Consider the following 26,557-nt stretch of genomic DNA (forward strand, 5'->3'; position numbering starts at 1 on the left):
GCCCGACTCACTCATAACGTAGCGCCTCCGCCGGCTGGGTGCGCGCGGCACGCCAGGCGGGATACAGGGTGGCGAGGAAACTCAGAACCAACGCCGCCGCGCAGACCATGACCACGTCCTGGCTCTGCACCTGCGACGGAAGATAATCAATGAAATACACGTCAGCATTAAGGAATTTGTGGCCGATCAGGCCTTCCAGTGCCGAGATCGCCGCGCTGACGTTCAGCGCCGCGAAAATGCCGACCACCGCACCAATCGCCGTACCGACCACACCGATCACCGTGCCTTGCACCATGAACGTGCGCATGATCGTGCCCGGCGTCGCGCCCAACGTGCGCAGAATGGCGATGTCGCCCTTCTTGTCGTTGACGACCATCACCAGCGTGGAAATGATGTTGAAGGCGGCCACGGCGACGATCAGCAACAACAGCAGGCCGATCATGGCTTTTTCCATGCGGATCGCCTGATACAGATTGCCGTGGGTACGGGTCCAGTCACGGGCGTAGTAATGGTCTTCGCCGAGCTGCTGGGCGATGTTCCATGCCACACGCGGTGCCTGGAACAGGTCGTCGAACTTCAGGCGGATGCCTTGCACCTGATCAGGCTTCCAGCGGTGCATCTTCGCCAGATCCTGCAGGTTGGTCACACCCAGATAGCCATCGAGCTCGCCGGCGCCGACATGGAAAATGCCGACCACGGTGAAGCGCTTCATGCGCGGGAACATCCCGGCCGGGGTCACACTGACCTCCGGCGCGACGAAGGTGACTTTGTCACCGATGCCCACGCCCAGCTTGGTCGCGGCCTTGTCGCCGATGACGATGCCGAAGCTGCCCGGCGTCAGATCATCGAGTTTGCCCTGCTTCATGAAGTTGTCGATGATCGACACGTTGCGCTCGAGCGCAGGGTCGATGGCGTTGAGCAACACCTTGGACACCTGACCGTTATTGGTCAGCAGGCCCTGCATCTGGGTGAACGGCGCAACCGCCGTCACCTGCGGGTTCTGCTTGACCTTGGTCGCCAGGCTTTGCCAATCGTTGATCGGCTCAGTGGATTCAATGGTCGCGTGGGGCACCATGCCCAGCACGCGGGTGCGCATCTCATGATCGAAGCCATTCATCACCGACAGCACGACGATCATAACGACCACGCCAAGGGCGAGCCCGATCATCGAAGTCAGGGAAATGAATGACACAAAATGATTGCGACGCTTTGCACGGGTATAACGCGTGCCGATAAATACGAAGAGAGGTCTGAACATGTCGGGGCTTGTTCGGAGGGAAAAGGAACGTCCTTGTGGCGGGGGTCGATAACCAGCTTTACACTCAGACCACCGCCGCTACCATGGGTTCGCCATGTCGACATTAGATGAAGAAGATCGCCGCGAATACTACCGTATCGAGGACACGATCGCACTGGAAATTCGGCCCCTGTCCGCTCCCGAAGCCGCAGGCCAGGAAGTGTTGCAGGATGCTTCCCCACTCTTCAACCTGCTCAGCGAACTGCACCTGAGCGAATTCGAGTCGCAGCACCTGTTGCGCCAGATCAGCGAGCGCGACCGGGCCATCGCTGCGTTCCTGAAATCCCAGAACAAGCGCATCGACCTGCTTAGCCAGGTGGTCGCCCTGACCGTGCTCGGCCATATCGGCGAGCCGCAACCGGTGATCATCTCCGAAGGCGGGATCGACTTTCAGTATCCGACGCCGATTGCCACCGGTGCACACCTGTCGGTGAAACTGGTGCTGATGCCGCAAGCGCTGGGCCTGCTGCTGCGCGCACGTGTCACCCATTGCGACCGCAAGGGCGAAGGTTATGACGTCGGCACCGAGTTCGAACACTTGACCGATGCCCAGCGCCAGTTGCTCGCCCGCTATATCTTGCAAAAGCAGGCACAGGAACGACGTCTGGCCCGCGAACAGAACGAATCAGGCATTTAATTTAAGGAAGAACCGTGACTCTCATCTACGGCCACCGCGGCGCCAAGGGCGAAGCACCGGAAAACACCCTGAGCAGTTTTCAGGAATGTCTCAAGCACGGCGTGCGCCGCTGCGAACTGGATCTGCACCTGTCCAAGGACGGTGAGTTGATGGTCATCCACGACCCGACCCTCAAGCGCACCACGGAGCGGCGCGGCAAAGTTGTCGAGCACAGCGCCGCCGAACTGGTCACTTACGACGCGCGCAAGGGTGGCCCGGGCTGGATCAAGCCGTGCCCGATTCCGACGCTGGAAGAGTTGTTCGAAAAGTGCGATTTCGAGCACTGGCAACTGGAAGTCAAAAGCGCTTCACGCACTCGCGCGGCAACCACGGTGCTGGCGATTCGTGAAATGGCCCAACGGCATGGCCTGCTCGACAAGGTGACGATCACCTCGAGTTCGCGGGAAGTGTTGAAAGCGGCGCTGGATCTGGTGCCGGATGTGTCGCGCGGACTGGTCGCCGAATACGCCTGGCTCGACCCGTTGAAGGTCGCGGCCAGTTATGGCTGTGAGATTCTTGCGCTGAACTGGACGCTGTGTACGCCGGAACGCTTGCAGAAGGCGCAGCGTCAGGGGCTGCATGTGTCGGTGTGGACCGTCAACGAGCCTGCACTGATGCGCAGACTCGCCGACTTCGGCGTTGACAGCCTGATTACAGACTTTCCCGGTTTGGCCACTGCCACCCTCGAGAATTGCTGAAATCGGTCTCCCCGGCCGGCTCAGGCCACCGGCCGGAGCCCGTCAAAAAAGCCGGTTGAGGCCATCGTACGCGGCTACCCGATAGGCTTCGGCCATGGTCGGGTAGTTGAACGTGGTGTTGACGAAGTACTTCAAGGTGTTCAGTTCGCCCGGCTGGTTCATGATCGCCTGACCGATGTGAACAATCTCCGACGCCTGATAACCGAAGCAGTGAACGCCCAGCACTTCCAGGGTTTCACGGTGGAACAGGATCTTCAGCATGCCTTGCGGCTCGCCGGCGATCTGCGCACGCGCCATGCTCTTGAAGAAAGCCTTGCCGACTTCGTACGGCACTTTGGCCTGGGTCAGCTCCTGCTCGTTCTTGCCGATCGAGCTGATCTCCGGAATGGTGTAGATGCCGGTCGGCACGTCATTCACAAAGCGCCAGCTACCGTTATCAACGATGCTGCCAGCAGCCGAACGACCCTGGTCGTGGGCGGCACTGGCCAGGCTCGGCCAGCCAATCACGTCACCGGCGCCGTAGATGTTCGGCACGCAGGTGCGGTAAGCCTCGTCGACTTCGATCTGGCCACGGCTGTTGACCTTGACGCCGATGTTTTCCAGACCGAGCTGGTCGGTGTTACCGGTACGGCCGTTGCACCAGAGCAAGGCGTCGGCCTTGATCTTCTTGCCGGATTTCAGGTGCAGGATTACGCCGTTATCGACGCCTTCAACGCGATCGTAATCTTCGTTGTGGCGCACGGTGATGTTGTTGTTGCTGAAGTGATAGCTCAACGCCTGGGAGATTTCCGAGTCGAGGAAGCTCAGCAACTGACCACGGTTATCGACCAGCTCAACCAGTACACCCAGACCACTGAAGATCGACGCGTATTCGCAACCGATCACGCCGGCGCCGTAAACGATCAGTTTACGCGGGGTGTGGCCGAGGCTGAGGATGGTGTCGCTATCGTAGATACGCGGGTGGTGGAAATCGATGTCCGCCGGGCGATAAGGACGCGAGCCGGTGGCGATGATGATGTGCTTGGCCACCAGTTTTTCGACCACACCGTTGGCGCAGACCACTTCGATGGTTTGCTCGTCGGCGAAGCTGCCGGTGCCGAAGAACACGTCGACGCGGTTACGGGCGTAGTAGCCGGTACGCGAAGCGACTTGTTTGGAAATGACTTTCTCGGCGCTTTTCAACACGTCCGGGAAGGAGAACCAGCGTGGCTCGCCGATCGCACGGAACATGGGATTGGTGTTGAACTGCATGATCTGCCGCACCGAGTGACGCAGTGCCTTGGACGGGATGGTGCCGAGGTGGGTGCAGTTGCCGCCGACCTGGCGACGGCTGTCGACCATCGCGACCTTGCGCCCTGCTTTGGCGGCGTTCATTGCCGCGCCTTCTCCCGCCGGGCCAGAACCCAGTACCACCACGTCGTAGTTGTAGACAGCCATGCGTACTCCTCAGAACAGGCCGCGGTGCCAGCAGCACCGGCGGCTAAATCACGCCGAACGGCGGCGCGAAGGAACAATTGGGGGTCAATCAAGAACCCGGACACAGTCTATAGAAGCGTCAACGCCGCGCACATTAACCCTTGGTCGCGTCGTAGGCTACTTTTGCCTGCACTACAACGCCAGCTTTCGTATTGTTCTCAGTCAGTTTTCTTGCCACTGAGGCGTTCGAAAGCCGTGTTGGTGCGGACGACAAAACCTGTATCGGCACGAATCACAAAGAATGCACCAATGTCATGTTTTTCGGCATAGTCCCACGCCCTTTCCGGGCCGAGAATCAGCAACAGCGTCGATAGTCCATCGGCCATCAGCGCTGAAGGATGAATCACCGTGACTGACGCCAGGTCGTGTAGGACCGGTGCACCAGTCCGTGCATCGAAGGTGTGGGAATAACGCCGGCCGCCCTGCAGGAAATAGTTACGGTAGTCGCCGGAGGTGGAAACGCCATAGCCGTCGACATCGATGATGCGCTCGGCGACCTGTTGATCGTCACGGGGCTCTTCCAAGGCGATGCGCCAGGGTGAGCCATCGAGCTTTCGACCCTTTGCCTTTAACTCACCCGTGGCTTCAGCGAGGTAGTCGTGGATGCCCATGGCATCGAGCCTTACCGCGATGGTGTCGACGGCATAACCGGCGGCGATGCTGTTGAAATCGACTTCGACGGCGGCGTCCTTGCACAACTGATCGCCATTGATATGCAGATGCTGGTGGCCAACCCGTTGCATTACTTCAGCCAGCGCAGCGACATCAGGGACTTTCTCTTCGCGGCCTTGTGGGCCAAAGCCCCAGAGGTTCATCAGCGGTTCAACGGTCAGGTCGTAGGAGCCTTCGCTTTGCGCTGAGAGCTGTTCGCCTGTGCGGACCAATTCGAGTATCGACCCAGGCATTTTCTGGCAGCTGTTGGCGGGCAAAGCGTTGAAGCGCTCGATGTCCGAGTCATTGCGATAGGTGGACAACTGCCGGTCGACTTCGCGGAGGATGCCCTCCACTTCACTGCGAACCTGCGTCGCGTCAGGCATGCCAGCGTGACGCACGTACTTGATCGAATACGTGCTGCCCATGGTCGGCCCGCCGAAGCGTTCCATGGACTCGCCATTACCGCAGCCAGCCAATACGCCAGCCAGAATCACAAGCCCAAACAAGCGTCCAGTGAACAATTATTCATCTCTCCGTAAAACCGCGGCGGCCATTATGAATTAAAGGATCTGCAACATCTTTATACAAAATCCAATAGTGAGTACCTGAACATGTCCTCCACCACGGGCAAAGGCAAAGCGATCTTTCGCGTTGTCAGCGGCAACTTTCTCGAAATGTTCGACTTCATGGTCTACGGCTTCTACGCCACGGCCATCGCCAAAACCTTCTTCCCCACCGACAGTGCCTTCGCTTCGCTGATGCTTTCACTGGCCACTTTTGGTGCCGGTTTCCTGATGCGTCCGCTCGGAGCTATTTTCCTCGGCGCCTACATTGACCGTCATGGTCGTCGCCAAGGTCTGATTATCACGCTGGCACTGATGGCGGCCGGTACGGTGCTGATTGCCTGCGTGCCGGGCTACGCGACTCTCGGCGTCGCTGCGCCGCTGCTCGTACTGTTTGGCCGCTTGTTGCAAGGTTTCTCAGCCGGCGTGGAACTGGGTGGTGTGTCTGTCTATTTGGCCGAGATTGCCACACCGGGCCGCAAGGGCTTCTTCGTCAGTTGGCAGTCTGCGAGTCAGCAAGCGGCGGTGGTCTTCGCCGGCTTGCTCGGCGTCGGCCTCAACCACTGGCTGAGTCCGGAACAAATGGGTGACTGGGGCTGGCGCGTGCCGTTTCTGATCGGTTGCATGATTGTGCCGGTGATCTTCGTCATTCGTCGCTCGTTGGAGGAAACCCCAGAGTTCCAGGCCAGAAAACACCGCCCTACCCTGCGGGAAATCGTCCGCTCGATCGGTCAGAACTTTGGCATCGTCATCGCCGGCATGGCGCTGGTGGTGATGACCACGGTTTCTTTCTACCTGATCACCGCGTACACCCCGACGTTCGGCAAGGCTGAGCTGCACCTGTCGGACTTCGACGCGTTACTGGTGACGGTATGTATCGGTCTGTCGAACTTCTTCTGGTTGCCGGTGATGGGTTCAGTGTCCGACAGGATCGGACGTAAACCCCTACTGCTGGCGGCGACGATTCTGGCAATTCTGACGGCCTACCCTGCCCTGTCGTGGCTGGTGGCGAACCCGAGCTTCAGCCATTTGCTGATCGTCGAGTTGTGGTTGTCGTTCCTGTACGGCTCGTACAACGGCGCGATGGTGGTGGCGCTGACAGAGATCATGCCGGTGGAAGTGCGTACGACCGGGTTCTCGCTGGCTTACAGCCTGGCAACGGCGACGTTCGGCGGGTTTACGCCGGCGGCGTGTACGTATCTGATTCATGTGCTGGATAACAAGGCTGCGCCGGGGATCTGGCTCAGTGGCGCGGCGGTGTTGGGGTTGATTGCGACGCTGGTGTTGTTTCGTGGCAATAAGCATGAGTTACGCACCGCGCAAGCGGCCATACCCGGCGGCGCTCGTTAAATAGCTATCGCGAGCAGGCTCACTCCTACATTGGATCTGTGTCGTTCACAAATCCCCATGTAGGAGTGAGCCTGCTCGCGATGAGGCCGGTACTGACAACACACTTCTAAAAGGCACACAAACAAAAACGCCCCGACCAAAGTCGGGGCGTTTTCATGTGCAGCTATCGCTTAGCGCGGGAACGCTGGCGGATTCACATCAGCCATGTCTTCCATCACGCGGATAACCTGGCAGCTGTAACCGAACTCGTTGTCGTACCAGACGTACAGAACAACGCGGTTGTCCTGCACGATGGTCGCTTCAGCATCGACTACACCGGCGTGGCGCGAGCCCACGAAGTCGGTCGAAACCACTTCCTGCGAATTGACGAAGTCGATTTGCTTGTGCAGATCGGAGTGCAGCGCCATGTAGCGCAGGTACTCGTTCATCTCTTCACGGGTGGCGGCTTTCTCAAGGTTGAGGTTGAGAATGGCCATCGACACGTTTGGCGTCGGAACACGGATCGCGTTACCGGTCAGCTTGCCGGCCAGCTCAGGCAGGGCCTTGGCAGCAGCGGTGGCAGCACCGGTTTCGGTGATGACCATGTTCAGCGCGGCGCTACGACCACGGCGATCGCCCTTGTGGAAGTTGTCGATCAGGTTCTGGTCGTTGGTGTACGAGTGAACGGTTTCGACGTGACCGTTGATGATGCCGAACTTGTCGTTTACTGCTTTCAGCACCGGCACGATGGCGTTGGTGGTGCAGGAAGCGGCGGACACGATCTTGTCATCAGCGGTGATTTCACCGTGGTTGATGCCGTGAACGATGTTCTTCAGCTTGCCTTTGCCAGGCGCGGTCAGAACAACGCGGTCGATACCCGGGCACTGCAAGTGCTGGCCCAGGCCATCAGCGTCACGCCATACACCGGTGTTGTCCACCAGCAGCGCGTCTTTGATGCCGTACTGGGTGTAATCCACCTCGGTCGGGTTCTTCGCGTAGATCACTTGGATCAGGTTACCGTTGGCGGTGATGGTGTTGTTTTCTTCGTCGATGGTAATGGTGCCGTTGAACGAACCGTGTACCGAGTCGCGACGCAGCAGGCTGGCGCGTTTGGTCAGATCGTTTTCGGCGCCTTTGCGCACGACGATGGCACGCAGACGCAGGCCGTCGCCACCACCGGTTTTTTCGATCAGGATGCGCGCCAGCAGACGGCCGATACGACCGAAGCCGTACAGCACAACGTCGGTGCCTTTACGTGCGGAAGCGTTTTGCTGGCCAACCACGTCAGCCATCTCTTCACGAACGAATTGCTCGGCGCTGCGGCCATTGCCTTCGTTACGGAATTTGAACGCCAACTTGCCCAGATCTACCGAAGCCGCGCCGAGCTTGAGCTCGCTCATGGCTTTGAGCAGCGGGAATGTTTCGTGGACGGAGAGTTCGCTGTCGTCGGAAGAACGGTGGCGCGCAAAGCGGTGAGCTTTGAGAATCGCGATGACAGACTGGTTGATCAGGCTGCGGCCATAGATCGAGCTCACCACGTTGTTATTGCGGTAGAGCTGACCGATAAGCGGAATCATCGCTTCTGCGAGTGCTTCACGGTCGATCCATTCACCAAGACACTGGTCGGGCTTCTGAGTCACGGTAACCTTCCACATGTAGGGGCAGAAAAAAGGGGCTACATTATGCCGCCGACAACCTCCTGTAGCAATGCGCGCTTGTCGCGAAATCGGTAACAAAATTCCGTTCAAAAAAATTACGCCCCTCTAAAGCCCAGTAAAACCGGGGCTTCCAGCGCAGTCAATTTTTCGACGACTGTTAGACGATGTCTGTAACCCTCCGTAACACCACCCGGTTTCGGCACTACATAATCGCTAAAAAACGGCTGGTTTTTATGGTTACCACTACATTTCGTCCAAACAACGAAGATAGACGTAGTCTGCAACTGACAGGCGGCACCGGACGCCGCTACAATTACCGACTTTGTCGCAAAGCCTGGAGCTCAACCTTCCGTGCCCGTTCTGCGTCTACCGCTACTCCCTGCCGAGGCAGGTAAACAGCATTGGGGCAATCTGCCCGGTGCTGCCCTCAGCCTGGCGATTGCCGAGGCTGCCAGCGCTGCCAAGCGCTTCACCCTGCTACTGACCGCCGACAGCCAGAGTGCTGAACGACTGGAACAGGAGCTGAGTTTCTTCGCCCCGGATTTGCCCGTGCTGCATTTCCCCGACTGGGAAACCCTGCCGTACGACCTGTTCTCGCCGCACCAGGACATCATTTCCCAGCGCATCGCCAGCTTATACAGGCTGCCGGAGCTGGCGCATGGCGTACTGGTGGTGCCGATTACCACGGCGTTGCACCGCTTGGCGCCGACCAAGTTCCTGCTCGGCAGCAGTCTGGTACTGGATGTCGGCCAGAAGCTCGACGTTGAACAGATGCGTGCGCGCCTCGAAGCCAGTGGCTATCGCTACGTCGACACCGTTTATGAGCACGGCGAGTTCACCGTACGCGGCGCGCTGATCGATCTGTTCCCGATGGGCAGTAAACTGCCCTACCGCATCGACCTGTTCGATGACGAAATCGAGACCCTGCGCACCTTCGACCCGGAAAACCAGCGCTCCATCGACAAGGTCGATTCAGTCAAGCTGCTGCCGGCCCGTGAATTCCCGCTGCAAAAAGACGCGGTCACTCGCTTCAAGGCGCGTTTTCGCGAGCGTTTCGACGTCGACTTCCGTCGCTGCCCGATCTTTCAGGATCTGAGCAGCGGCATCACCCCTGCAGGGATCGAGTATTACCTGCCGCTGTTCTTCGACGAAACCTCGACGCTGTTCGATTACCTGCCGCAAGACACCCAGGTGTTCTCGTTGCCGGGTATCGAGCAAGCGGCGGAGAATTTCTGGAACGACGTGCGCAATCGTTACGAAGAACGTCGCGTCGATCCTTCACGTCCTTTATTGCCACCCGCTGAATTGTTCCTGCCGGTAGAAGACTGCTTTGCTCGCTTGAAGAGCTGGCCGCGTGTGGTTGCCAGTCAGCAAGACGTGGAAAGCGGCGTCGGCCGCGAGCGCTTCCCCGCGCAGGCTCTGCCGAATCTGGCGATCGAAGCTAAAGCCACGCAACCGCTGGCGGCACTGTCGGCATTTCTCGATGAATTCCCCGGACGCGTGCTGTTCACCGCCGAATCCGCCGGCCGTCGCGAAGTGCTGCTGGAGTTGCTTGAACGCCTGAAGCTGCGCCCGAAAACCGTCGATAGCTGGCCGGACTTTGTCGCGAGCAAGGATCGTCTGGCGATCACCATTGCCCCGCTCGACGAAGGCCTGATGCTCGATGACCCGGCGCTGGCACTGGTCGCGGAAAGTCCGCTGTTCGGCCAACGGGTGATGCAACGCCGTCGCCGCGAGAAACGCAGCGACGTCAGCAATGATGCGGTGATCAAGAACCTCACCGAGCTGCGCGAAGGTGCGCCGGTGGTGCACATCGACCACGGCGTCGGCCGCTATCTGGGCCTGACGATTCTGGAAATCGACAATCAGGCGGCCGAATTCCTCACCCTCGAATACGCCGAGAACGCCAAGCTTTACGTGCCGGTGGCCAACCTGCATTTGATTGCGCGCTACACCGGCAGCGACGATGCCCTGGCCCCGCTGCACCGCCTCGGCTCCGAGGTTTGGCAGAAAGCCAAACGCAAAGCCGCCGAACAGGTGCGCGACGTTGCCGCTGAATTGCTCGACATCTATGCCCGCCGCGCTGCTCGCGAAGGCTACGCATTTGCCGACCCGAAAGCCGATTACGCGACGTTCAGCGCCGGTTTCCCGTTCGAAGAAACCCCGGATCAACAGTCGACCATCGAAGCCGTGCGCGAGGACATGCTCGCGCCGAAACCGATGGATCGACTGGTCTGCGGCGACGTCGGTTTCGGCAAGACCGAAGTGGCCATGCGTGCAGCGTTCATCGCCGTACACGGTGGCCGTCAAGTGGCGATTCTGGTGCCGACCACCCTCCTCGCCCAGCAGCATTACAACAGCTTCCGCGACCGCTTCGCCGATTGGCCGGTGACCGTCGAAGTGATGAGCCGCTTCAAGTCGGCCAAGGAAGTGAACGCGGCGATCGCCGATCTGGCCGAAGGCAAGATCGACATCGTCATCGGCACGCACAAGCTGCTGTCCGACGACGTCAAAATCAAAAACCTCGGGCTGGTGATCATCGACGAGGAGCACCGTTTCGGTGTCCGTCAGAAAGAACAGCTCAAGGCCCTGCGCAGTGAAGTCGACATTCTCACGCTGACCGCCACGCCGATTCCGCGCACGCTGAACATGGCGGTGTCGGGCATGCGCGACCTGTCGATCATCGCCACGCCGCCGGCACGACGCTTGTCCGTGCGCACCTTCGTCATGGAGCAGAACAAGAGCACGGTCAAAGAGGCGTTGCTCCGCGAACTGCTACGCGGCGGCCAGGTGTACTACCTGCACAACGATGTGAAAACCATCGAGAAGTGCGCCGCCGACCTCGCCGAGCTGGTACCGGAAGCCCGCATCGGCATCGGTCACGGGCAGATGCGCGAGCGCGAACTCGAACAGGTGATGAGCGACTTCTATCACAAGCGTTTCAACGTGCTGATCGCCTCGACCATCATCGAGACCGGTATCGACGTGCCGAGCGCCAACACCATCATCATCGAGCGCGCCGACAAATTCGGCCTGGCGCAACTGCACCAGTTGCGCGGTCGCGTTGGCCGTAGTCACCACCAGGCTTACGCTTACCTGCTGACGCCGCCGCGCCAGCAAATCACTTCGGACGCGGAAAAGCGTCTGGAGGCGATTGCCAATACTCAGGACCTCGGCGCCGGTTTCGTCCTGGCGACCAACGACCTGGAAATCCGTGGCGCTGGCGAACTGCTCGGCGATGGTCAGAGCGGACAGATTCAGGCCGTGGGCTTCACGCTGTATATGGAAATGCTCGAGCGCGCGGTCAAGTCGATCCGCAAAGGCGAGCAACCTAACCTCGATCAACCGCTGGGCGGTGGCCCGGAAGTCAACCTGCGGGTGCCGGCGCTGATTCCGGAAGACTATCTGCCGGACGTTCACGCGCGGCTGATCCTGTACAAGCGCATCGCTTCGGCCACCGACGAGGAAGGCCTGAAGGACTTGCAAGTCGAGATGATCGACCGTTTCGGCTTGTTGCCGGAACCGACGAAAAATCTGGTGCGCATCACGGCGCTGAAGTTGCAGGCCGAGCAGTTGGGCATCAAGAAGGTCGACGGCGGGCCGCAAGGTGGGCGCATCGAGTTCGAAGCGCAGACGCCGGTCGATCCGATGACGCTGATCAAACTGATCCAGAGCCAGCCAAAACGCTACAAATTCGAAGGCGCGACGATGTTCAAGTTCCAGGTACCAATGGAACGCCCGGAAGAGCGCTTTAATACTGTAGAGGCGCTGTTTGAGCGCCTCCTCCCGAAATCTGTTTGAAGGACGCCCAATGCGCCTGTTTCGTTCGCTGACTTTGCTACTGACCTTCGTAGCACCTATGGCGTTTGCCGATGACCTGTATCAGGTCGAAATGATTCTGGTGCGCCAGAACGCTGTGCCGGCCATCGTCAGCCGTGCCGCGCCGGAAGACTGGGCCGCTGGCGCTCTGCGCCTGGGTGAGGACAGCAAACGCACACCTGCGCTGAATGACGTGGTGACCAAACTCACCGCCAGCGGCGATTACAGCGTGCTGATGCACAAGGCCTGGCAGCAAACCCTCGGCGAAGCGCCGGCGAAAGTCGCGGTCAGCGACGGCCAGGAGCAGTTCGGCCAGTTCCCGATCGAAGGCACGCTGGAGATGAAGCTCGGGCGCTTCACCGACGTGACTGCCGACTTCTGGGTCAATCAGATCGACGCCAATGGCCTGGTCACTGCCAGCGAGCGCCTGAAACAGGACAGCCACACCAAGAATGGCCAGCTCAACTATCTCGACAACGGCCATCTGGCCCTGCTGATCAAGATCACTTCTCTGACCGCGCCTGCGCCACGGGAAGCACCTGAAGCGATTCCGGACTGATCGAAGTCCTTATGAACCCGCCGCTGAGTAAACCGTTGGCGCCCTCCTGGGTCAGCCGATTCAAGGAACAGAGCCTGGAGCGTGGCCGTCGCTACGCCCTGGAAAACCGGGTACGCATCGCCCAAGTCGGCGATGCAACGATCACCGCCAGTTGCGAAGGCTCTGGCGGTAACGTGTACCGTCAGACCATTCACCTGCGCGAGTCAGCCAAAGGCACCTTGCTGCTGGTCGATGCCGGCTGTACCTGCCCGGTTCGCAGCAACTGCAAACATTGCGCAGCGGTGCTGCTGAAAGTGCAGGAAACACTCGATTACCCCGCCGCAGCCAAAGACGCCGAGCTGTTGGAGAAACTTCAAGCCGTGCTGGAAAACCGTGGCCCGAAAGCGCCGCCGCAAGTGCTGGTCGATAACGTGCAGCCGTTGCCACGCCTGTGGCTGGCCAGTGTCGAGTTCAGCGCTTTCGAACCGCGCAACGGCAAGATGCAGCGCTACATTCAGCATCGCGCGGCGCTGTCATTCAGCTATCTGGATGAATATGTCAGCGGACAAAAGAACAGCGATATCCTGATTCGTCAGGAAAGTCAGACGCTACGTGTCAAACGTCACCCGGATGTCGAGCAGTCCTACCGCGAACAGTTGCGCATCCTCGGCTTTCGCATCGCCACCCGCCAGAGTAAAGCCCTGCCGGAAAGCGCCGGCGAGCTATACGAGATGGTCAACGACAGCGCCTGGTTGACCTTCACCCTCAACGACCTGCCGAAACTGCGCAGCCAAGGTTGGGAGCTGCAGATCGATGAGGAATTCGGCTTCGATCTGACCGCCGTGGATGATTGGTATGCCACCGTAGAGCAGGTGCCGGATCGCGACTGGTTTGATCTGGAACTGGGGATCATCGTCAACGGTGAGCGCCTGAGCCTGCTGCCGATTTTGCTCAACCTGATGCGCTCGCACGCGGAAATCCTCAACCCGGAACGCCTCGCGCGCCGTCGCGATGACGAGCTGATTCTGGTCAACATTCCGCAACGCAACATTGAGCACGGGCCACTGCAGGTGGCGTTGCCGCTGGGCCGGTTGAAACCAGTGCTGATGACGCTCGGCGAGTTTTATTTGCAGGAGCCGGGCGAAACTACCCTGCGCCTGAGCAAGGCCGACGCCACTCGCCTCAACTCTCTGGAAGGCCTGCCGCTGCTGTGGGAGGGTGGCGAGCAGATCCGCACGTTCGCGCAACGCCTGCGCGATATTCGTGATTTCAGCGTTGAAGCGCCGCAAGGCCTGAATGCGACACTGCGCCCGTATCAACTTGAAGGCTTGAGCTGGATGCAGTCGCTGCGGCAACTGGAGGTCGGCGGGATTCTTGCGGATGATATGGGGTTGGGTAAAACCCTACAGACCCTGGCGCATATTCTCAGCGAGAAAAACGCCGGGCGTCTGGATCGGCCGTGCATGGTGGTGATGCCAACCAGCCTGATTCCGAACTGGCTCGATGAGGCGGCGCACTTTACGCCACAACTGAAAGTGATCGCGCTGTACGGCGCCACGCGCAAGAAGCACTTCGACAATCTGGGCGATTTTGACCTGATCCTCACCACTTACGCACTACTGCCCAAAGACGTCGAACGTCTGGCCAGGCAGCCGCTGCATGTGTTGGTGCTGGATGAAGCGCAGTACATCAAGAATCCCAACAGCAAAGCCGCACAGGCCGCCCGAGAGCTGAACGCACGCCAGCGCCTGTGCCTGAGCGGTACGCCGTTGGAAAACCACTTGGGCGAGTTGTGGTCACTGTTCCATTTCCTGCTGCCGGGCTGGCTCGGCGACGTGAAAAGCTTCAACGCCGATTACCGCGTGCCGATTGAAAAGCGCGGTAGCGAAGTCAGACTTCAGCACTTGAACGGTAGGATAAAACCGTTTCTGCTGCGCCGGACCAAGGAACAGGTTGCCACCGAGTTACCGCCGAAAACCGAGATCATCCATTGGGTCGACCTCAACGAAGCGCAACGCGATGTGTATGAAACCATGCGCCTGGCGATGGACAAGAAAGTCCGCGACGAGATCACCCGCAAAGGCGTGGCGCGCAGCCAGATCATCATTCTTGAGGCGCTGCTCAAATTGCGCCAGGTCTGCTGTGATCTGCGTCTGGTCAACGACGCCACCCTGCCCGCTCGCGGCAGCACCTCGGGCAAGCTCGACAGCCTGATGGAAATGCTCGATGAGTTGTTCGAAGAAGGACGGCGGATTCTACTGTTCTCGCAATTCACCTCGATGCTGTCCTTGATCGAGGAAGAGCTGAAAAAACGCAACGTGTCCTACGCGCTACTGACCGGCCAGACCCGTGATCGACGTACGCCGGTGAAAGAATTCCAGAGCGGTAAGCGTCAGATTTTTCTGATCAGTCTGAAGGCTGGTGGCGTGGGCTTGAACCTGACGGAAGCGGATACGGTGATTCACTACGACCCGTGGTGGAACCCGGCGACCGAAAATCAGGCGACGGATCGGGCGTACCGGATTGGTCAGGAGAAACCGGTGTTCGTTTACAAGATGATTGCCCGGGGCACTGTGGAAGAGAAGATTCAGCACCTGCAAAAGGAAAAATCCGACTTGGCGGCAGGCGTGCTGGATGGGCGCAAGGCCGGGGACTGGAAGTTGCAGAGTGATGATATCGAAGCGCTGTTTGCGCCGTTGCCGGATAAGGCCGACAAGCGTTGATATCTGCAGTGCTGGTTAAATAGCTTTCGCGAGCAGGCTCGCTCCCACTGTTGGAACGCATCTACCTTGTGGGAGCGAGCCTGCTCGCGAACGGGTCACCTCGGTTTAAGGTTAAAACCGAAGCTCACTGCTTGGAATCGGGCAACGGCGCAAACAGCGCCTCAATGTCACTCTGCTCCAGCTTCCAGCCACCCGTCGTTCCACCTTCAAGCACCGCCCCGGCCAACGCGGCTTTCTCCTGCTGCAACGCCTGTATTTTTTCCTCTACAGTGCCGCGAGCGATCAGCTTGTAAACAAACACCGGATTATTTTGCCCGATTCGATAGGCACGATCGGTTGCCTGATTCTCCACCGCCGGGTTCCACCAAGGGTCGAAGTGGATCACCGTGTCCGCAGCGGTCAGGTTCAAACCGGTCCCCCCGGCCTTCAGACTGATCAGAAACAACGGCACCTTGCCGCCCTGAAAGTCCTTCACCGACGTGCGCCGATCCGTGGTGTCACCGGTCAGTAGCGAATAGGCAATGTCACGTTGCTGCAATTCTTCCTCGATCAAGGCGAGCATCGAGGTGAACTGCGAAAAGAGCAGGATTCTGCGACCTTCACCGAGCAGCTCTTCGAGCATCTCCATCAAGCTGACCAGCTTGCCACTGCCGGAGCGCAGTGCCTTTGCTGTTATCGGCATGTTGATCAGGCGCAAGTCGCAACAGACCTGCCGCAGCTTGAGCAATGCATCAAGAATGATGATCTGACTGCGCGCCACGCCACTGCGGGCAATTTCGTCGCGCACTTTTTTGTCCATAGCCACGCGAACCGTTTCATAGACATCACGCTGGCCGTCGCTGAGATCCACCCAATGAACAATCTCGGTTTTCGGCGGCAACTCGGTGGCGACCTGATCTTTTTTGCGGCGCAGCAAAAACGGCTTGATGCGCGATGTCAGGTGCTGCATGCGCTGAACATTGCCGTGCTTCTCGATTGGCGTGCGGTAATCGCGATTGAAGGACTTGCTGTCGCCGAGCCAACCGGGCATGAGGAAATGAAACTGCGACCAAAGCTCACCCAAGTGGTTTTCCAATGGCGTGCCGCTCAGGCACAAGCGCTGGCGGGCCTGCAAGTCGCGTGCGGCCTGCGCGGCTTTGCTGAGCGGGTTCTTGATGTTCTGTGCTTCGTCGAGAATCAGTACGCTCCACAGCTGCGGCTGCAAGGTCTCCAAATCCCTTGGCAGCAACGCGTAAGTGGTCAGCACCAGATCGTACTCAGCCAGATTAGCGAAATCCTTTTGCCGCCCCGTGCCGTGCAGCGCCAATACTTTCAACTGGGGGGTGAAACGCTCGGCCTCGTCGAGCCAGTTGGGAATCAGGCTGGTCGGCATCACCGCCAGAGCCGGACAATCAAGACGACCGGCGTGTTTTTCCGTGAGCAGATGCGCCAAGGTTTGCAGCGTTTTGCCCAGCCCCATGTCATCGCCCAGAATGCCGCCGACCTCAAGCTCGCGCAGGGTCTGCATCCAGTTCAGGCCTTCGAGCTGATAGGGGCGCAGTTGCGCGTTAAGGCCGGCCGGTGCAGCGACCTGGGTGTGACTGGAATTCTGCAAGAGCTTGGCGAAGGTGCGCAGCCGCTCGCCACCCTGCCAATCCAGCGGTACGCCATCGAGCATACTCAAGCGCGCGGCATCCGGAACACTCAAGCGCAGTGCATCGCCCTGATGACCGCCCAGGTACAACTCGCCCAGCGTGGCCATCAGCGGCTTGACGCGACTCAGCGGCAGCGCGACCTTGGCGCCTGAAGGGTCGCCAAAACCGCTGGGTTTCAGTTCGATCAGGAGTTTTTCGTCATCGCTGCGTTGTGCCAGATTGACCGGGTCAAGCAAGCGCGGCTGGGTGCGCAACAAGTGCAGAAGGATTGGTAGCAAACTATAGCGCTGGCCATTGACGACGATACCCAACTGCAAATCAAACCACTGATGCCCAGCCTCTTCTTCGACCTCGGCGTACCAATGCTCAACCGGATGCACATTGAAATGAAAGCCGGGACTCATCTCCACTTCCCAGTTCGAGGCGCGCAACGTGGCAAGCCCTTCGTGCATAAACCCGAGCCAGGCGGAATCATCCGGCAACGTGAACATCTCGCCGGGACGATCCAGCGAGCTCTTGCGCGTGGCTTTCTTGAAGCCGAGCCTTTGCAGGATCTGGCGCAGTTTCTTTTCCACCGCAGGCTGGCGTTGGATGCGCTGGGTTTCGGTACCGTTGAGGATCATCACTTCCGGGTTGCGATCCACCGTCGGCTGGCCGTTGTAGGTAAACACCAGAGCGGCGCGGTGCTCAAGAATGTATTCCCAGCGCGAGCGCTCCCGACCGCTGACGAGGGTGAGTTGCGGCTGCGGAAGTACGTCGTCGATGACTCGTTCGGTCAGTTGGTGGGGCGGCGGGATTCTCGTCGCGGCGCTCATGCGATGGCTGAACTGCATGGCCTGACGCGCCGGAATGTCCGGCGCCAGAGTCAAATGACTGGCCAGCTTTTCTTCCAGTTCATTGAACAGAGGGCCAATCTGCCGCTGTTCACGATCCAGGTAATAAAGCGGCTCCAGCGCCAGCACAGTTTCCTGCGCAGCCTCGGCACTGCTCCACTGCGCACGGAAACCGCCGTCGGCCTGCTCGGCCCAGGCGAACTGGCCGATGCGTTTCGCGCCAGACTCCAACGGTTGCAGATCCTCGAAATCGAGGAACAGCCGCGAGGTGCGCAGGAGCATTTCCAGCAATTCGGCGCCGCTGCTGCCTTCCAGCGGATAACCGCTGTAATAGGCGTGGTGGGAGTGCATGGCAACCAGCAGCCTGGCGACGCGCAGATCCAGCTCGGACAGGTAGCCGGGCTGACGCATGAGCATTTCCGCCAGCGAATACATCGGTTTGACTTCGCGTAACTCGCCGCTCTTGAGCTGGGAAACCTTGAAAATATCGAGCAGCCACTTGCCGCTCACTGACGTTGGCTTGAGCTTGTAAAACAGGCGCGCGCCTGCGGTTTGCGCGCCTTCTTCGGCGGGCTTGGCCGGCACGGGAATGGTCGAAAGCCAATGCTCCAGCGCCCGCCCCAAAGGGATCTGTGCGTCACTTTCAGACGCATCATCTGCACTGCCCTGCAGGTGATAGAGCACCGCAGCGCAGTGCTTGCAGTCGATTACGACAGGACAGCTGCACAGACAACGCAAGTTGACGGAACCCAGCCGATCTTCGGACAAGTAAATGCTTTGTTCATACGCCTGACTTTCCGAACCGACGCAGAACGCCTCGATCTTTTTGTCATTGATCTCGATGATCTCTACCCGGTCATCGGCAGCATAAGCGCGAGCCTTGGCCAGCGCCTTGCTACTGAATGCCTGAGTCCAGGCCAACGACTTGAGCCGTTCGATGAGAATACTCATGAACAGCCCTTAGCCGGCCAACACCCGCGCCAATGCCGACTTAACCTTGCCCATGCCGTCATGCAAGGCCTGCTCGATCTCGGCCATGGTGATTACTTCGGTGGTTTTTCCCGCTGCCGGGTTAACCACCAGCGCCAGACAGGCGTAATCCAGATCCAGCTCGCGGGCCAGTGCAGCTTCCGGCATGCCGGTCATGCCGACGATGTCGCAGCCATCGCGCTCAAGACGCACGATCTCGGCGACCGTTTCCAGACGCGGGCCCTGGGTGCAGGCGTAAACGCCTTGATCACTGTATTCGCAACCTTCGGCAGCCACGGCGGCGATCAATTGCTGACGCAACGGCTCGCTGTAGGGAAAGCTGAAGTCGATGTGGGTGACGTGCTCCAGATCATCGGCGAAAAAGGTGTGCTCGCGGCCGCTGGTGTAGTCGACGATCTGATGGGGCACGCAGAAATGACCCGTGCCCATCGCTGGATGAATACCACCCACCGCGTTAACGGCAATGATCGCTTCGGCACCGGCCTGCTTCAACGCCCACAGGTTGGCGCGGTAGTTGACCTTGTGCGGCGGGAAGCGATGCGGGTGGCCATGACGGGCGAGGAACAACACTTCCTTGCCAGCGTATTCGCCAATTTGCACGTCGGCCGATGGCGCGCCGTAGGGCGTGTCTACCGCCAGCGATTGGCGAATGGTCAGGCCTTCCAGTTGGGTCAGGCCGGTGCCACCGATGATTGCGTAAACCGTCATAGCGAAAAATCCTTAATCGATCAGTTGAGCGTCTTTGAGCGCGCCGATGGCGGTGAGCCAGCGCGGATCCTGACGGTAATCGGTGCTGGCGAATGCCTGACCGCGCATGCGGGCGATGCGCGCAGACGGCTTGACCTTCATGCGTTGTGCGGCGCTCAGGGCCAGTTCGGCAGCGGCGCGGTCGTTGCACACCAGGCCCATGTCGCAACCGGCTGTCAAAGCGGCTTCGATGCGGCTGGCGGCATCGCCAACCACGTGAGCACCGGCCATCGACAGGTCATCGCTGAAGATCACGCCGTCAAACTGCAATTCGCCGCGCAGGATGTCCTGTAACCAGCGGCGGGAGAAGCCGGCAGGCTGCGAATCGACTTGCGGATAGATGACGTGCGCCGGCATGATCGCGGCCAATTGTTTGCTGAGTTTTGCGAAGGGTACGAGATCGTTGGCGCGGATCTCGTCGAGGCTGCGCTCGTCGTTCGGGATCGCGACATGAGAGTCGGCTTCGGCCCAGCCGTGACCGGGGAAATGCTTGCCGGTGGCGGCCATGCCTGCGCTGTTCATGCCACGAATGAATGCACCGGCGAGTAGTGCCGCGCGCTCGGGATCACCTTCGAACGAACGGGTGCCAACGACGGCGCTGCGCTGGTAATCCAGATCGAGCACCGGGGCGAAGCTCAGGTCGAGCCCGACCGCCAGCACTTCGGTGGCCATGATCCAGCCGCATTGCTCGGCCAGGTATTCAGCATTCGGGTTGTCGGCGATGGCACGCATGGCCGGCAGACGCACGAAGCCCTGACGCAGACGCTGCACGCGACCGCCCTCTTGATCCACCGCCAGCAGCAGATCCGGACGAATCGCGCGAATCGATGCGCTGAGTTCACGCACCTGGCGTGGATGCTCGATGTTGCGCGCGAAAATGATCAGGCCGCCCACTTCGGGCTGACGCAACAATTGGCGATCTTCAGCCGTCAGCCAGGTACCGGCGACGTCCACCATCAACGAGCCTTGCAGGCCAGCAGTCATAGAGATTCCTTGAAAACGAAAAACCCGATCTGCAGGAAATCGCTACCGTGAGCAATGCTCGGCAGGTCGGCAATTTCTATGAGGATCGGGTTCAGAACGAGAGTCGGCATGGGCGGCTAGCTTAGCGGATACAAGCTGCCGCGCCCACCCGTGCGCGGTTAAACCTTGGCGGCGACCGGCGTTGATTTGCTGCGTGGACGCAGCTGTGCAGTGGCCATTGCCGCGTCGGTGACACCGGTTTCGGCACGCATGCCTGCTGCGAGGAACGGCACCATCAGGCGCATGACTTGCTCAATGGAGGTATTGACGCCGAAATCAGTCTCGGCGATCGCGCGCAAAGCCTTGATGCCGGACATGCTGAACGCGGCAGCACCGAGCATGAAGTGCACGCGCCAGAACAGCTCAATCGGCGGAATGCGTGGCGCTGCTTCGTTGACCAGCATCATGTAGCGGCGGAACACCTTGCCGTACATGTCTTCCAGATAACGGCGCAAGTGGCCTTGGCTTTGGCTGAATGCCAGGCCGAGCAAACGCATGAAGATCGACAGGTCGTTGCCGCTGCGCGGCTGAACCACGAGGGCTTGCTCGACGAGGATTTCCAGCAGTTCTTCGAGCGTCGGCTTGTTTTCAGGCTTGGCCTGACGCCGCTCCAGCTCTTTATCGAGGCTGATGCAGAACGGCCCGAGGAAGCGCGAAAAAACCGCCTGGATCAGGGCTTTTTTCGAACCGAAGTGATAGTTCACCGCTGCCAGATTGACGCCAGCCTTGCTGGTGATCAAACGCAATGAGGTTTCAGCGAAACCTTTCTCCGCGAACAACTGCTCGGCAGCATCAAGAATGCGTTCAACGGTTTCCGACTGGGCCATGGCTACTCCGCCTGACAAACACTTGTTTGAAACATACGTTTCAGCCTGTGCCTTGTCAAGCCTGCCGGTTCGTTTTGGGAATGGTCGGTCAGTTATTTAACCACACAAGCCCAACTCATTAATAAGCACGAATGCCGACCGTCTGGCGGCCTGCAAAAAAACGGGCATTGCCAAGGACGCTTCACTGTATATAATCCCAGTCACTGTATAAAAAGACAGAGCGATCAATATGCTAAAGCTGACGCCACGCCAAGCCGAGATTCTGGCCTTTATCAAACGCTGCCTCGAAGACAACGGCTACCCGCCAACCCGCGCGGAAATCGCTCAGGAACTGGGCTTCAAGTCGCCAAACGCGGCTGAAGAGCATCTCAAGGCACTGGCCCGAAAAGGCGCCATCGAGATGACTCCCGGCGCTTCTCGCGGTATTCGCATTCCCGGCTTCGAAGCCAAGGCCGACGACTCTACCCTGCCGATCATTGGCCGGGTCGCTGCCGGCGCGCCGATCCTCGCCCAGCAGCACATCGAAGAATCCTGCAACATCAATCCGGCCTTCTTCCATCCACGCGCCGACTATTTGTTGCGCGTGCACGGCATGAGCATGAAGGACATCGGCATTTTCGACGGTGACCTCCTCGCCGTGCACACCACCCGCGAGGCGCGTAATGGCCAGGTTGTCGTCGCCCGCATCGGCGATGAAGTGACCGTCAAACGCTTCAAGCGTGAAGGCAGCAAGGTCTGGCTGATTGCCGAAAACCCTGAGTTCGCCCCTATCGAAGTCGACCTGAAAGATCAGGAACTGGTGATCGAAGGCTTGAGTGTCGGCGTGATTCGCCGCTAAAGGAGGCTTTATGCAGTTCCCACACACCCCTCAGCAAACACAACTGCCTTTATTCGAAGCGTTTCTGGCACAACCGATGGCGCCGATCCTCAAAGAGGTCGTCGAGCGCCCGTGGATTGCCGAACCTGAAGTATTCAGCGAGCTGTCACTGCGCGGTGCTACCGGGAACTGCCTGAACCTGCTTGCCCCGATCCTTCGCGAACTCAGTGAAGATCAGGACGCGCGCTGGCTGACACTGATCGCACCACCTGCCAGCCTTACCCAAACCTGGCTGCGGGATGCCGGGCTGAATCGCGAACGCATTCTGCTGCTGCAACCAAGGGGCGCTCAAAGCGCTCAACAACTGGCGTGCGAAGCTCTGAAGCTGGGTCGCAGTCACACCGTAGTCACTTGGCTCAACCCGCTGAACGCAAATTCACGGCAACAACTGATCAACGCCGCACGCACGGGCGATGCTCAGAGCCTGAATATTCGTTTGGGTTGATTGGTGGTTATACGCGCTGTGTGAAGCGCAGGGCTTCTCCAGGGACAGAGAAGCCGATCTGAAGCGGTAACGTCAAAAAGTAAAAAGACGGGGATCAATGAAGAACCCGCGGCCCTTCTTCCTTATCAAATTCGCCTTCGACCATTCGACCGGCCATTTGCACGCCGACGCTTAACATCGCCTTGGCGATCTCCACATGCTGACCTTGCAGGAACGCCTTGGCATCCTCGGAGAAATCCAGCGTCACCAGAGAACCCTCGTCCTCGGCCCTGCGCAGCTCGATTCGGCCGTCGGGTAACTCGACAATTTCTAGAAAGGACGTTGGCATATAGGTCTGTTCTCCACGAAAGGCAGGGATTATATAGACATCATTCAGGCTTCGCTCGGGATCTTGACCAGCAGCATGTTTCAGATTGCCACCGTGTCAATCGCCCTCAGCACTCGTTCAAGCCTTCGCGGAAACGTATCGCCAGACCTTTCAAGTTCTGCCGCCAGCTCTCCAGCTCCTCTCGACTCAACTCTTCTGGCGCTTCTTCTTCGTCCAGATTAATCGCCTGAATCAACGGTTGCGTCACATCACCCTTCGGCTTGTGCGGCACTCGTGGCGGTTGAAACAGCGCCGAATGCGCTGCCAGCAGTTTTGCCAACCAGGTTTCCGAATTGCCCGCCAACTCAACCATTTCGGCCAGTTCGGGAATTGCGATCGACTCCAGCACTTCACGCGTCAGCAGCATCTCGGCCCGCGGCGCATTGGCCTGCGGCAGACGATAGAAGCCCGCGATCTCATGACAAAGCCCCAGCAAGGCGCCGTACAGGTGAAACAGCGCCGATTCACGCCCAGCCTGAATCAGCGCCAGAGAATTCATCGCACGCCCTTCTTCAGCACGAGCCAAGGCTTCGAGCGACAGGCCGGCGAAATAGATCTTCTGATTGGTGCGGGTATAGAGTTCGTGAGCCATGACGGCGCTCTCCACAACGAAATAATTGCTTCACACAGGCCGGACAGTGTCGTGGATCAGCCGATCCCACCGCAAGCACAAAACAAAAAGGCCGCCTGAAAACCCAAGGGTTCTCATGCGGCCTTTCAGTATCAGGCTAATGCTTATTCAGCTTTGGCCTTCGTACGCTTGTCTTCAACCGTCCACTTGCCGCCGTCGAAGTACGCCTTCCAACCGGTAGGCTTGCCGTCGACTTCGGTCTGCACGTATTGCTCCTTGGTCTTACGGCTGTAGCGGATGACCGCTGGCAGACCGTCAGGATCCTTCTTTGGCGCGTCGCAGAGGAAGTGGTACTTCGGATCGATTTCGTCCTTGTGCGGCACAATCTCGATCACCAGCGGAGCTCGGGTCTCACGGTTTTTCGGGAACTGGCTGGCGGCCAGGAACAGACCAGAGGCACCGTCACGGAGGATGTAGGTGTCGTTGACCTTTTCGCATTTCAGCTCAGGCATCTTCACCGGATCCATCTTCGGCGGCGCTGCATCACCGCTTTTCAACAGTTTGCGGGTGTTCTTGCACTCAGGGTTGGTGCAACCGAAGAACTTGCCGAAACGGCCAGTCTTGAGCTGCATCTCGCTGCCGCACTTGTCGCATTCCAGGCTCGGACCTTCGTAGCCCTTGATGCGATAGCTGCCCTCTTCGATTTCGTAGCCGGCGCAATCCGGGTTGTTACCGCAGATGTGCAGCTTGCGCTTCTCGTCGAGCAGATAAGCGTCCATCGCCGTGCTGCAAATCGGGCACCGATGCTTGCCGCGCAGAACCAGCGATTCCGACTCACCTTCGTCGTCCGCAGCGATCTCGTCGCCCGGCACCAGGTTGACGGTGGCCTTGCAGCGTTCTTTCGGCGGCAGGCTGTAGCCCGAGCAACCGAGGAACACGCCGGTGGACGCAGTACGAATCTGCATCGGACGACCACAGGTCGTGCACGGGATGTCGGTCATGACCGGCTGGTTGGCGCGCATGCCGCTTTCAGGGTTTTCGGCTACTTCGAGTTTCTTTTTGAAATCGCCGTAGAACTCGTCCAGCACGCTTTTCCAGTCACGCTCGCCCTGCGCCACGTCATCGAGGTTCTCTTCCATGCCGGCAGTGAAGCCGTAGTCCATGAGGTTGGAGAAGCTTTCCGACAGACGCTCGGTGACGATGTCGCCCATCTTTTCCGAGTAGAAACGACGGTTGTGCAGGGTCACGTAGCCGCGATCCTGAATGGTCGAAATGATCGCAGCGTAAGTCGAAGGACGACCGATGCCACGTTTTTCCATTTCTTTAACCAGGCTGGCTTCCGAGTAACGCGCCGGCGGCTTGGTGAAGTGCTGCGATGGATCAAGCTTGATCAGCTTCATAACGTCGCCCTGCGCCATATCAGGCAGAACGTCATCGTCGCCTGGCTTGGCAATCTGCGGCATGACGCGGGTGTAACCGTCGAACTTGAGGATACGGCCCTTGGCGCGCAGCTCGAAATCGCCAGCGCCGACGCTGACAGTGGTCGACAGGTATTGCGCTGGCAGCATCTGGCAAGCGAGGAACTGGCGCCAGATCAGCTCGTAGAGGCGTTCAGCGTCACGCTCCATGCCTGCGAGCTTGCTCGGCGTGGTGTTTGCGTCGGAAGGACGGATCGCTTCGTGAGCCTCTTGCGCGCCTTCTTTGCTGCTGTAGACGTTTGGCGTTTCCGGCAGGTACTTCTTGCCGAACTCGTCTTCAATGTAAGTGCGCGCCATGGCCACGGCATCGGCCGAGAGGTTGGTCGAGTCGGTACGCATGTAAGTGATGTAGCCAGCTTCGTACAGACGCTGGGCCATCATCATGGTTTTCTTCACGCCGAAGCCCAGACGGTTACTCGCAGCCTGTTGCAAAGTGGACGTGATGAATGGCGCCGAAGGCTTGCTGCTGGTCGGCTTGTCTTCGCGTTTGACGATGCTGTAGCTGGAAGACTTGAGTTTCTCCAGCGCGGTCATGGCCTGAGCTTCGTTGAGCGGCTTGAAGGCTTCGCCTTTCTCGCGAGCTACTTCGAAACGCACGGTCGAGCCTTTGGCGGTGCCGAGGTCGGCATGCACTTCCCAGTACTCTTCCGGGTTGAACGCACGAATTTCGCGCTCACGCTCGACCACCAGCTTCACGGCAACCGATTGCACACGGCCAGCGGACAGGCCACGGGCAATCTTTGCCCACAGCAGCGGCGAAACCATGTAGCCGACAACGCGGTCGAGGAAACGACGCGCCTGCTGAGCGTTGACACGATCGATGTCCAGCTCGCCCGGTTCCGAGAAGGCTTCCTGAATCGCCTTCTTGGTGATTTCGTTGAACACCACGCGTTTGTAGCGGCTGTCGTCACCACCGATGGCTTCGCGCAGGTGCCAGGCAATGGCTTCCCCCTCGCGATCCAAGTCGGTTGCGAGATAGATGGTGTCAGCATCTTTGGCGAGCCGGCGCAGCTCTTCGATGACCTTCTCTTTACCCGGGAGGATCTCGTACTTGGCTTTCCAGCCATGATCGGGATCGACACCCATACGCGAGACCAGCTGCTTGCGCGCTTTCTCTTTCGGCGAGAGCACCGGACCTTCGCCCGCAGCAGCCTTGCCGCGCTTGGCGGCTGGCTCTTTGCTGGCGCTAGCCGAACCGCTGGTGGGCAGGTCTCGGATATGGCCGATACTCGACTTCACCACGTATTGGTTACCCAGATACTTGTTGATGGTCTTGGCCTTAGCCGGGGATTCCACAATGACCAGCGATTTGCCCATGGATCAGAAAATTCCTG

Annotated in this window: 19 protein-coding genes; 8 read left to right on the top strand and 11 right to left on the bottom strand. The window is 59.2% G+C overall.

From position 1 onward, the window contains the following. Positions 1-7: 7 nt before the first annotated feature. Positions 8-1,258, bottom strand: coding sequence for a lipoprotein-releasing ABC transporter permease subunit (locus PspR84_RS19650; RefSeq protein WP_008087733.1), 1,251 nt, complete (start codon positions 1,256-1,258; stop codon positions 8-10). 94 nt (positions 1,259-1,352) lie between these two features. On the opposite strand from PspR84_RS19650, the gene PspR84_RS19655 reads away from it, so the two are divergent. Then, positions 1,353-1,934 carry a PilZ domain-containing protein gene (locus tag PspR84_RS19655; protein ID WP_016986736.1) on the top strand — a complete coding sequence of 194 codons (582 nt, stop codon included), beginning with the start codon at positions 1,353-1,355 and terminating at the stop codon, positions 1,932-1,934. A 14-nt stretch (positions 1,935-1,948) separates the two neighbouring features. Then, positions 1,949-2,671 carry a glycerophosphodiester phosphodiesterase gene (locus PspR84_RS19660; RefSeq protein WP_016986737.1) on the top strand — a complete coding sequence of 241 codons (723 nt, stop codon included), beginning with the start codon at positions 1,949-1,951 and terminating at the stop codon, positions 2,669-2,671. A 42-nt stretch (positions 2,672-2,713) separates the two neighbouring features. On the opposite strand, the gene sthA is transcribed toward PspR84_RS19660, so the two are convergent. Together sthA and PspR84_RS19670 are read right to left on the bottom strand one after the other, a co-directional pair. Then, complete coding sequence (sthA, locus tag PspR84_RS19665) at positions 2,714-4,108, bottom strand: Si-specific NAD(P)(+) transhydrogenase (protein WP_007984277.1); 1,395 nt, start codon at positions 4,106-4,108, stop codon at positions 2,714-2,716. Between the two features lie 197 nt (positions 4,109-4,305). Further along, entirely contained in the window at positions 4,306-5,322 is a 1,017-nt protein-coding gene (locus PspR84_RS19670; RefSeq protein WP_160058816.1) for an FAD:protein FMN transferase, read from the bottom strand. Positions 5,323-5,412: 90 nt separating this feature from the next. On the opposite strand from PspR84_RS19670, the gene PspR84_RS19675 reads away from it, so the two are divergent. Further along, positions 5,413-6,714 carry an MFS transporter gene (locus tag PspR84_RS19675; RefSeq protein ID WP_102902244.1) on the top strand — a complete coding sequence of 434 codons (1,302 nt, stop codon included), beginning with the start codon at positions 5,413-5,415 and terminating at the stop codon, positions 6,712-6,714. A 170-nt stretch (positions 6,715-6,884) separates the two neighbouring features. Here PspR84_RS19675 and PspR84_RS19680 read toward each other — a convergent pair whose 3' ends face one another. Then, entirely contained in the window at positions 6,885-8,348 is a 1,464-nt protein-coding gene (locus PspR84_RS19680; RefSeq protein ID WP_016986741.1) for a glyceraldehyde-3-phosphate dehydrogenase, read from the bottom strand. Between the two features lie 354 nt (positions 8,349-8,702). Between PspR84_RS19680 and mfd the strand changes: the two genes are divergently transcribed. The 3 genes from mfd to PspR84_RS19695 are packed head-to-tail and all read left to right on the top strand — an operon-like array spanning position 8,703 to position 15,431. Beyond that, a complete protein-coding gene (gene mfd, locus PspR84_RS19685) occupies positions 8,703-12,152 on the top strand; it encodes a transcription-repair coupling factor (protein ID WP_160058817.1) in 3,450 nt (1,149 codons plus the stop codon). Positions 12,153-12,162: 10 nt separating this feature from the next. Further along, positions 12,163-12,729: a CsiV family protein gene (locus PspR84_RS19690; protein WP_160058818.1), complete on the top strand. Its 567-nt coding sequence runs from the start codon at positions 12,163-12,165 to the stop codon at positions 12,727-12,729. Positions 12,730-12,740: 11 nt separating this feature from the next. Further along, entirely contained in the window at positions 12,741-15,431 is a 2,691-nt protein-coding gene (locus PspR84_RS19695) for a DEAD/DEAH box helicase (RefSeq protein ID WP_160058819.1), read from the top strand. A 124-nt stretch (positions 15,432-15,555) separates the two neighbouring features. Here PspR84_RS19695 and PspR84_RS19700 read toward each other — a convergent pair whose 3' ends face one another. The 4 genes from PspR84_RS19700 to PspR84_RS19715 all read right to left on the bottom strand — a co-directional run bounded on the left by PspR84_RS19700 (position 15,556) and on the right by PspR84_RS19715 (position 21,485). Further along, the gene (locus PspR84_RS19700; protein WP_160058820.1) at positions 15,556-18,849 is read right to left on the bottom strand and encodes a DEAD/DEAH box helicase; all 3,294 of its coding nucleotides are present in this window, start codon (positions 18,847-18,849) and stop codon (positions 15,556-15,558) included. A gap of 9 nt (positions 18,850-18,858) precedes the next feature. Next, positions 18,859-19,596: an S-methyl-5'-thioinosine phosphorylase gene (locus PspR84_RS19705; protein ID WP_016986745.1), complete on the bottom strand. Its 738-nt coding sequence runs from the start codon at positions 19,594-19,596 to the stop codon at positions 18,859-18,861. 12 nt (positions 19,597-19,608) lie between these two features. After that, entirely contained in the window at positions 19,609-20,619 is a 1,011-nt protein-coding gene (gene nagZ / locus PspR84_RS19710) for a beta-N-acetylhexosaminidase (protein ID WP_007910482.1), read from the bottom strand. A 158-nt stretch (positions 20,620-20,777) separates the two neighbouring features. Further along, positions 20,778-21,485 carry a TetR/AcrR family transcriptional regulator gene (locus PspR84_RS19715; protein WP_160058821.1) on the bottom strand — a complete coding sequence of 236 codons (708 nt, stop codon included), beginning with the start codon at positions 21,483-21,485 and terminating at the stop codon, positions 20,778-20,780. A gap of 229 nt (positions 21,486-21,714) precedes the next feature. Between PspR84_RS19715 and lexA the strand changes: the two genes are divergently transcribed. Beyond that, positions 21,715-22,323, top strand: a complete 609-nt coding sequence (gene lexA / locus PspR84_RS19720; protein WP_003226590.1) for a transcriptional repressor LexA — start codon at positions 21,715-21,717, stop codon at positions 22,321-22,323. Positions 22,324-22,333: 10 nt separating this feature from the next. Further along, positions 22,334-22,807: an SOS-induced cell division inhibitor SulA gene (gene sulA, locus PspR84_RS19725; RefSeq protein ID WP_116030904.1), complete on the top strand. Its 474-nt coding sequence runs from the start codon at positions 22,334-22,336 to the stop codon at positions 22,805-22,807. A gap of 94 nt (positions 22,808-22,901) precedes the next feature. Here sulA and PspR84_RS19730 read toward each other — a convergent pair whose 3' ends face one another. The 3 genes from PspR84_RS19730 to topA form a co-directional block, all read right to left on the bottom strand. After that, positions 22,902-23,135, bottom strand: a complete 234-nt coding sequence (locus PspR84_RS19730; RefSeq protein WP_003226592.1) for a hypothetical protein — start codon at positions 23,133-23,135, stop codon at positions 22,902-22,904. A 106-nt stretch (positions 23,136-23,241) separates the two neighbouring features. Further along, positions 23,242-23,766, bottom strand: coding sequence for a DUF6586 family protein (locus PspR84_RS19735; RefSeq protein WP_007910470.1), 525 nt, complete (start codon positions 23,764-23,766; stop codon positions 23,242-23,244). A 143-nt stretch (positions 23,767-23,909) separates the two neighbouring features. Continuing rightward, positions 23,910-26,540 (bottom strand): type I DNA topoisomerase, encoded by a 2,631-nt coding sequence (gene topA, locus PspR84_RS19740; protein WP_160058822.1) that lies wholly within the window; start codon positions 26,538-26,540, stop codon positions 23,910-23,912. Between the last annotated feature and the right edge of the window lie 17 nt (positions 26,541-26,557).

Source organism: Pseudomonas sp. R84, from assembly GCF_009834515.1.
Lineage (GTDB): Bacteria > Pseudomonadota > Gammaproteobacteria > Pseudomonadales > Pseudomonadaceae > Aquipseudomonas.

What these genes read in the sequence shown, in the direction of transcription:
- PspR84_RS19675 (WP_102902244.1), top strand. Translation starts at nt 5,413, where the DNA reads ATGTCCTCCACCACGGGCAAAGGCAAAGCGATCTTTCGCGTTGTCAGC.
- PspR84_RS19700 (WP_160058820.1), bottom strand. Translation starts at nt 18,849, where the DNA reads ATGAGTATTCTCATCGAACGGCTCAAGTCGTTGGCCTGGACTCAGGCA.
- PspR84_RS19735 (WP_007910470.1), bottom strand. Translation starts at nt 23,766, where the DNA reads ATGGCTCACGAACTCTATACCCGCACCAATCAGAAGATCTATTTCGCC.
- PspR84_RS19695 (WP_160058819.1), top strand. Translation starts at nt 12,741, where the DNA reads ATGAACCCGCCGCTGAGTAAACCGTTGGCGCCCTCCTGGGTCAGCCGA.
- PspR84_RS19680 (WP_016986741.1), bottom strand. Translation starts at nt 8,348, where the DNA reads ATGTGGAAGGTTACCGTGACTCAGAAGCCCGACCAGTGTCTTGGTGAA.
- nagZ (WP_007910482.1), bottom strand. Translation starts at nt 20,619, where the DNA reads ATGACTGCTGGCCTGCAAGGCTCGTTGATGGTGGACGTCGCCGGTACC.
- sulA (WP_116030904.1), top strand. Translation starts at nt 22,334, where the DNA reads ATGCAGTTCCCACACACCCCTCAGCAAACACAACTGCCTTTATTCGAA.
- PspR84_RS19705 (WP_016986745.1), bottom strand. Translation starts at nt 19,596, where the DNA reads ATGACGGTTTACGCAATCATCGGTGGCACCGGCCTGACCCAACTGGAA.
- PspR84_RS19650 (WP_008087733.1), bottom strand. Translation starts at nt 1,258, where the DNA reads ATGTTCAGACCTCTCTTCGTATTTATCGGCACGCGTTATACCCGTGCA.
- lexA (WP_003226590.1), top strand. Translation starts at nt 21,715, where the DNA reads ATGCTAAAGCTGACGCCACGCCAAGCCGAGATTCTGGCCTTTATCAAA.
- PspR84_RS19715 (WP_160058821.1), bottom strand. Translation starts at nt 21,485, where the DNA reads ATGGCCCAGTCGGAAACCGTTGAACGCATTCTTGATGCTGCCGAGCAG.
- sthA (WP_007984277.1), bottom strand. Translation starts at nt 4,108, where the DNA reads ATGGCTGTCTACAACTACGACGTGGTGGTACTGGGTTCTGGCCCGGCG.
- PspR84_RS19655 (WP_016986736.1), top strand. Translation starts at nt 1,353, where the DNA reads ATGTCGACATTAGATGAAGAAGATCGCCGCGAATACTACCGTATCGAG.
- PspR84_RS19730 (WP_003226592.1), bottom strand. Translation starts at nt 23,135, where the DNA reads ATGCCAACGTCCTTTCTAGAAATTGTCGAGTTACCCGACGGCCGAATC.
- PspR84_RS19690 (WP_160058818.1), top strand. Translation starts at nt 12,163, where the DNA reads ATGCGCCTGTTTCGTTCGCTGACTTTGCTACTGACCTTCGTAGCACCT.
- topA (WP_160058822.1), bottom strand. Translation starts at nt 26,540, where the DNA reads ATGGGCAAATCGCTGGTCATTGTGGAATCCCCGGCTAAGGCCAAGACC.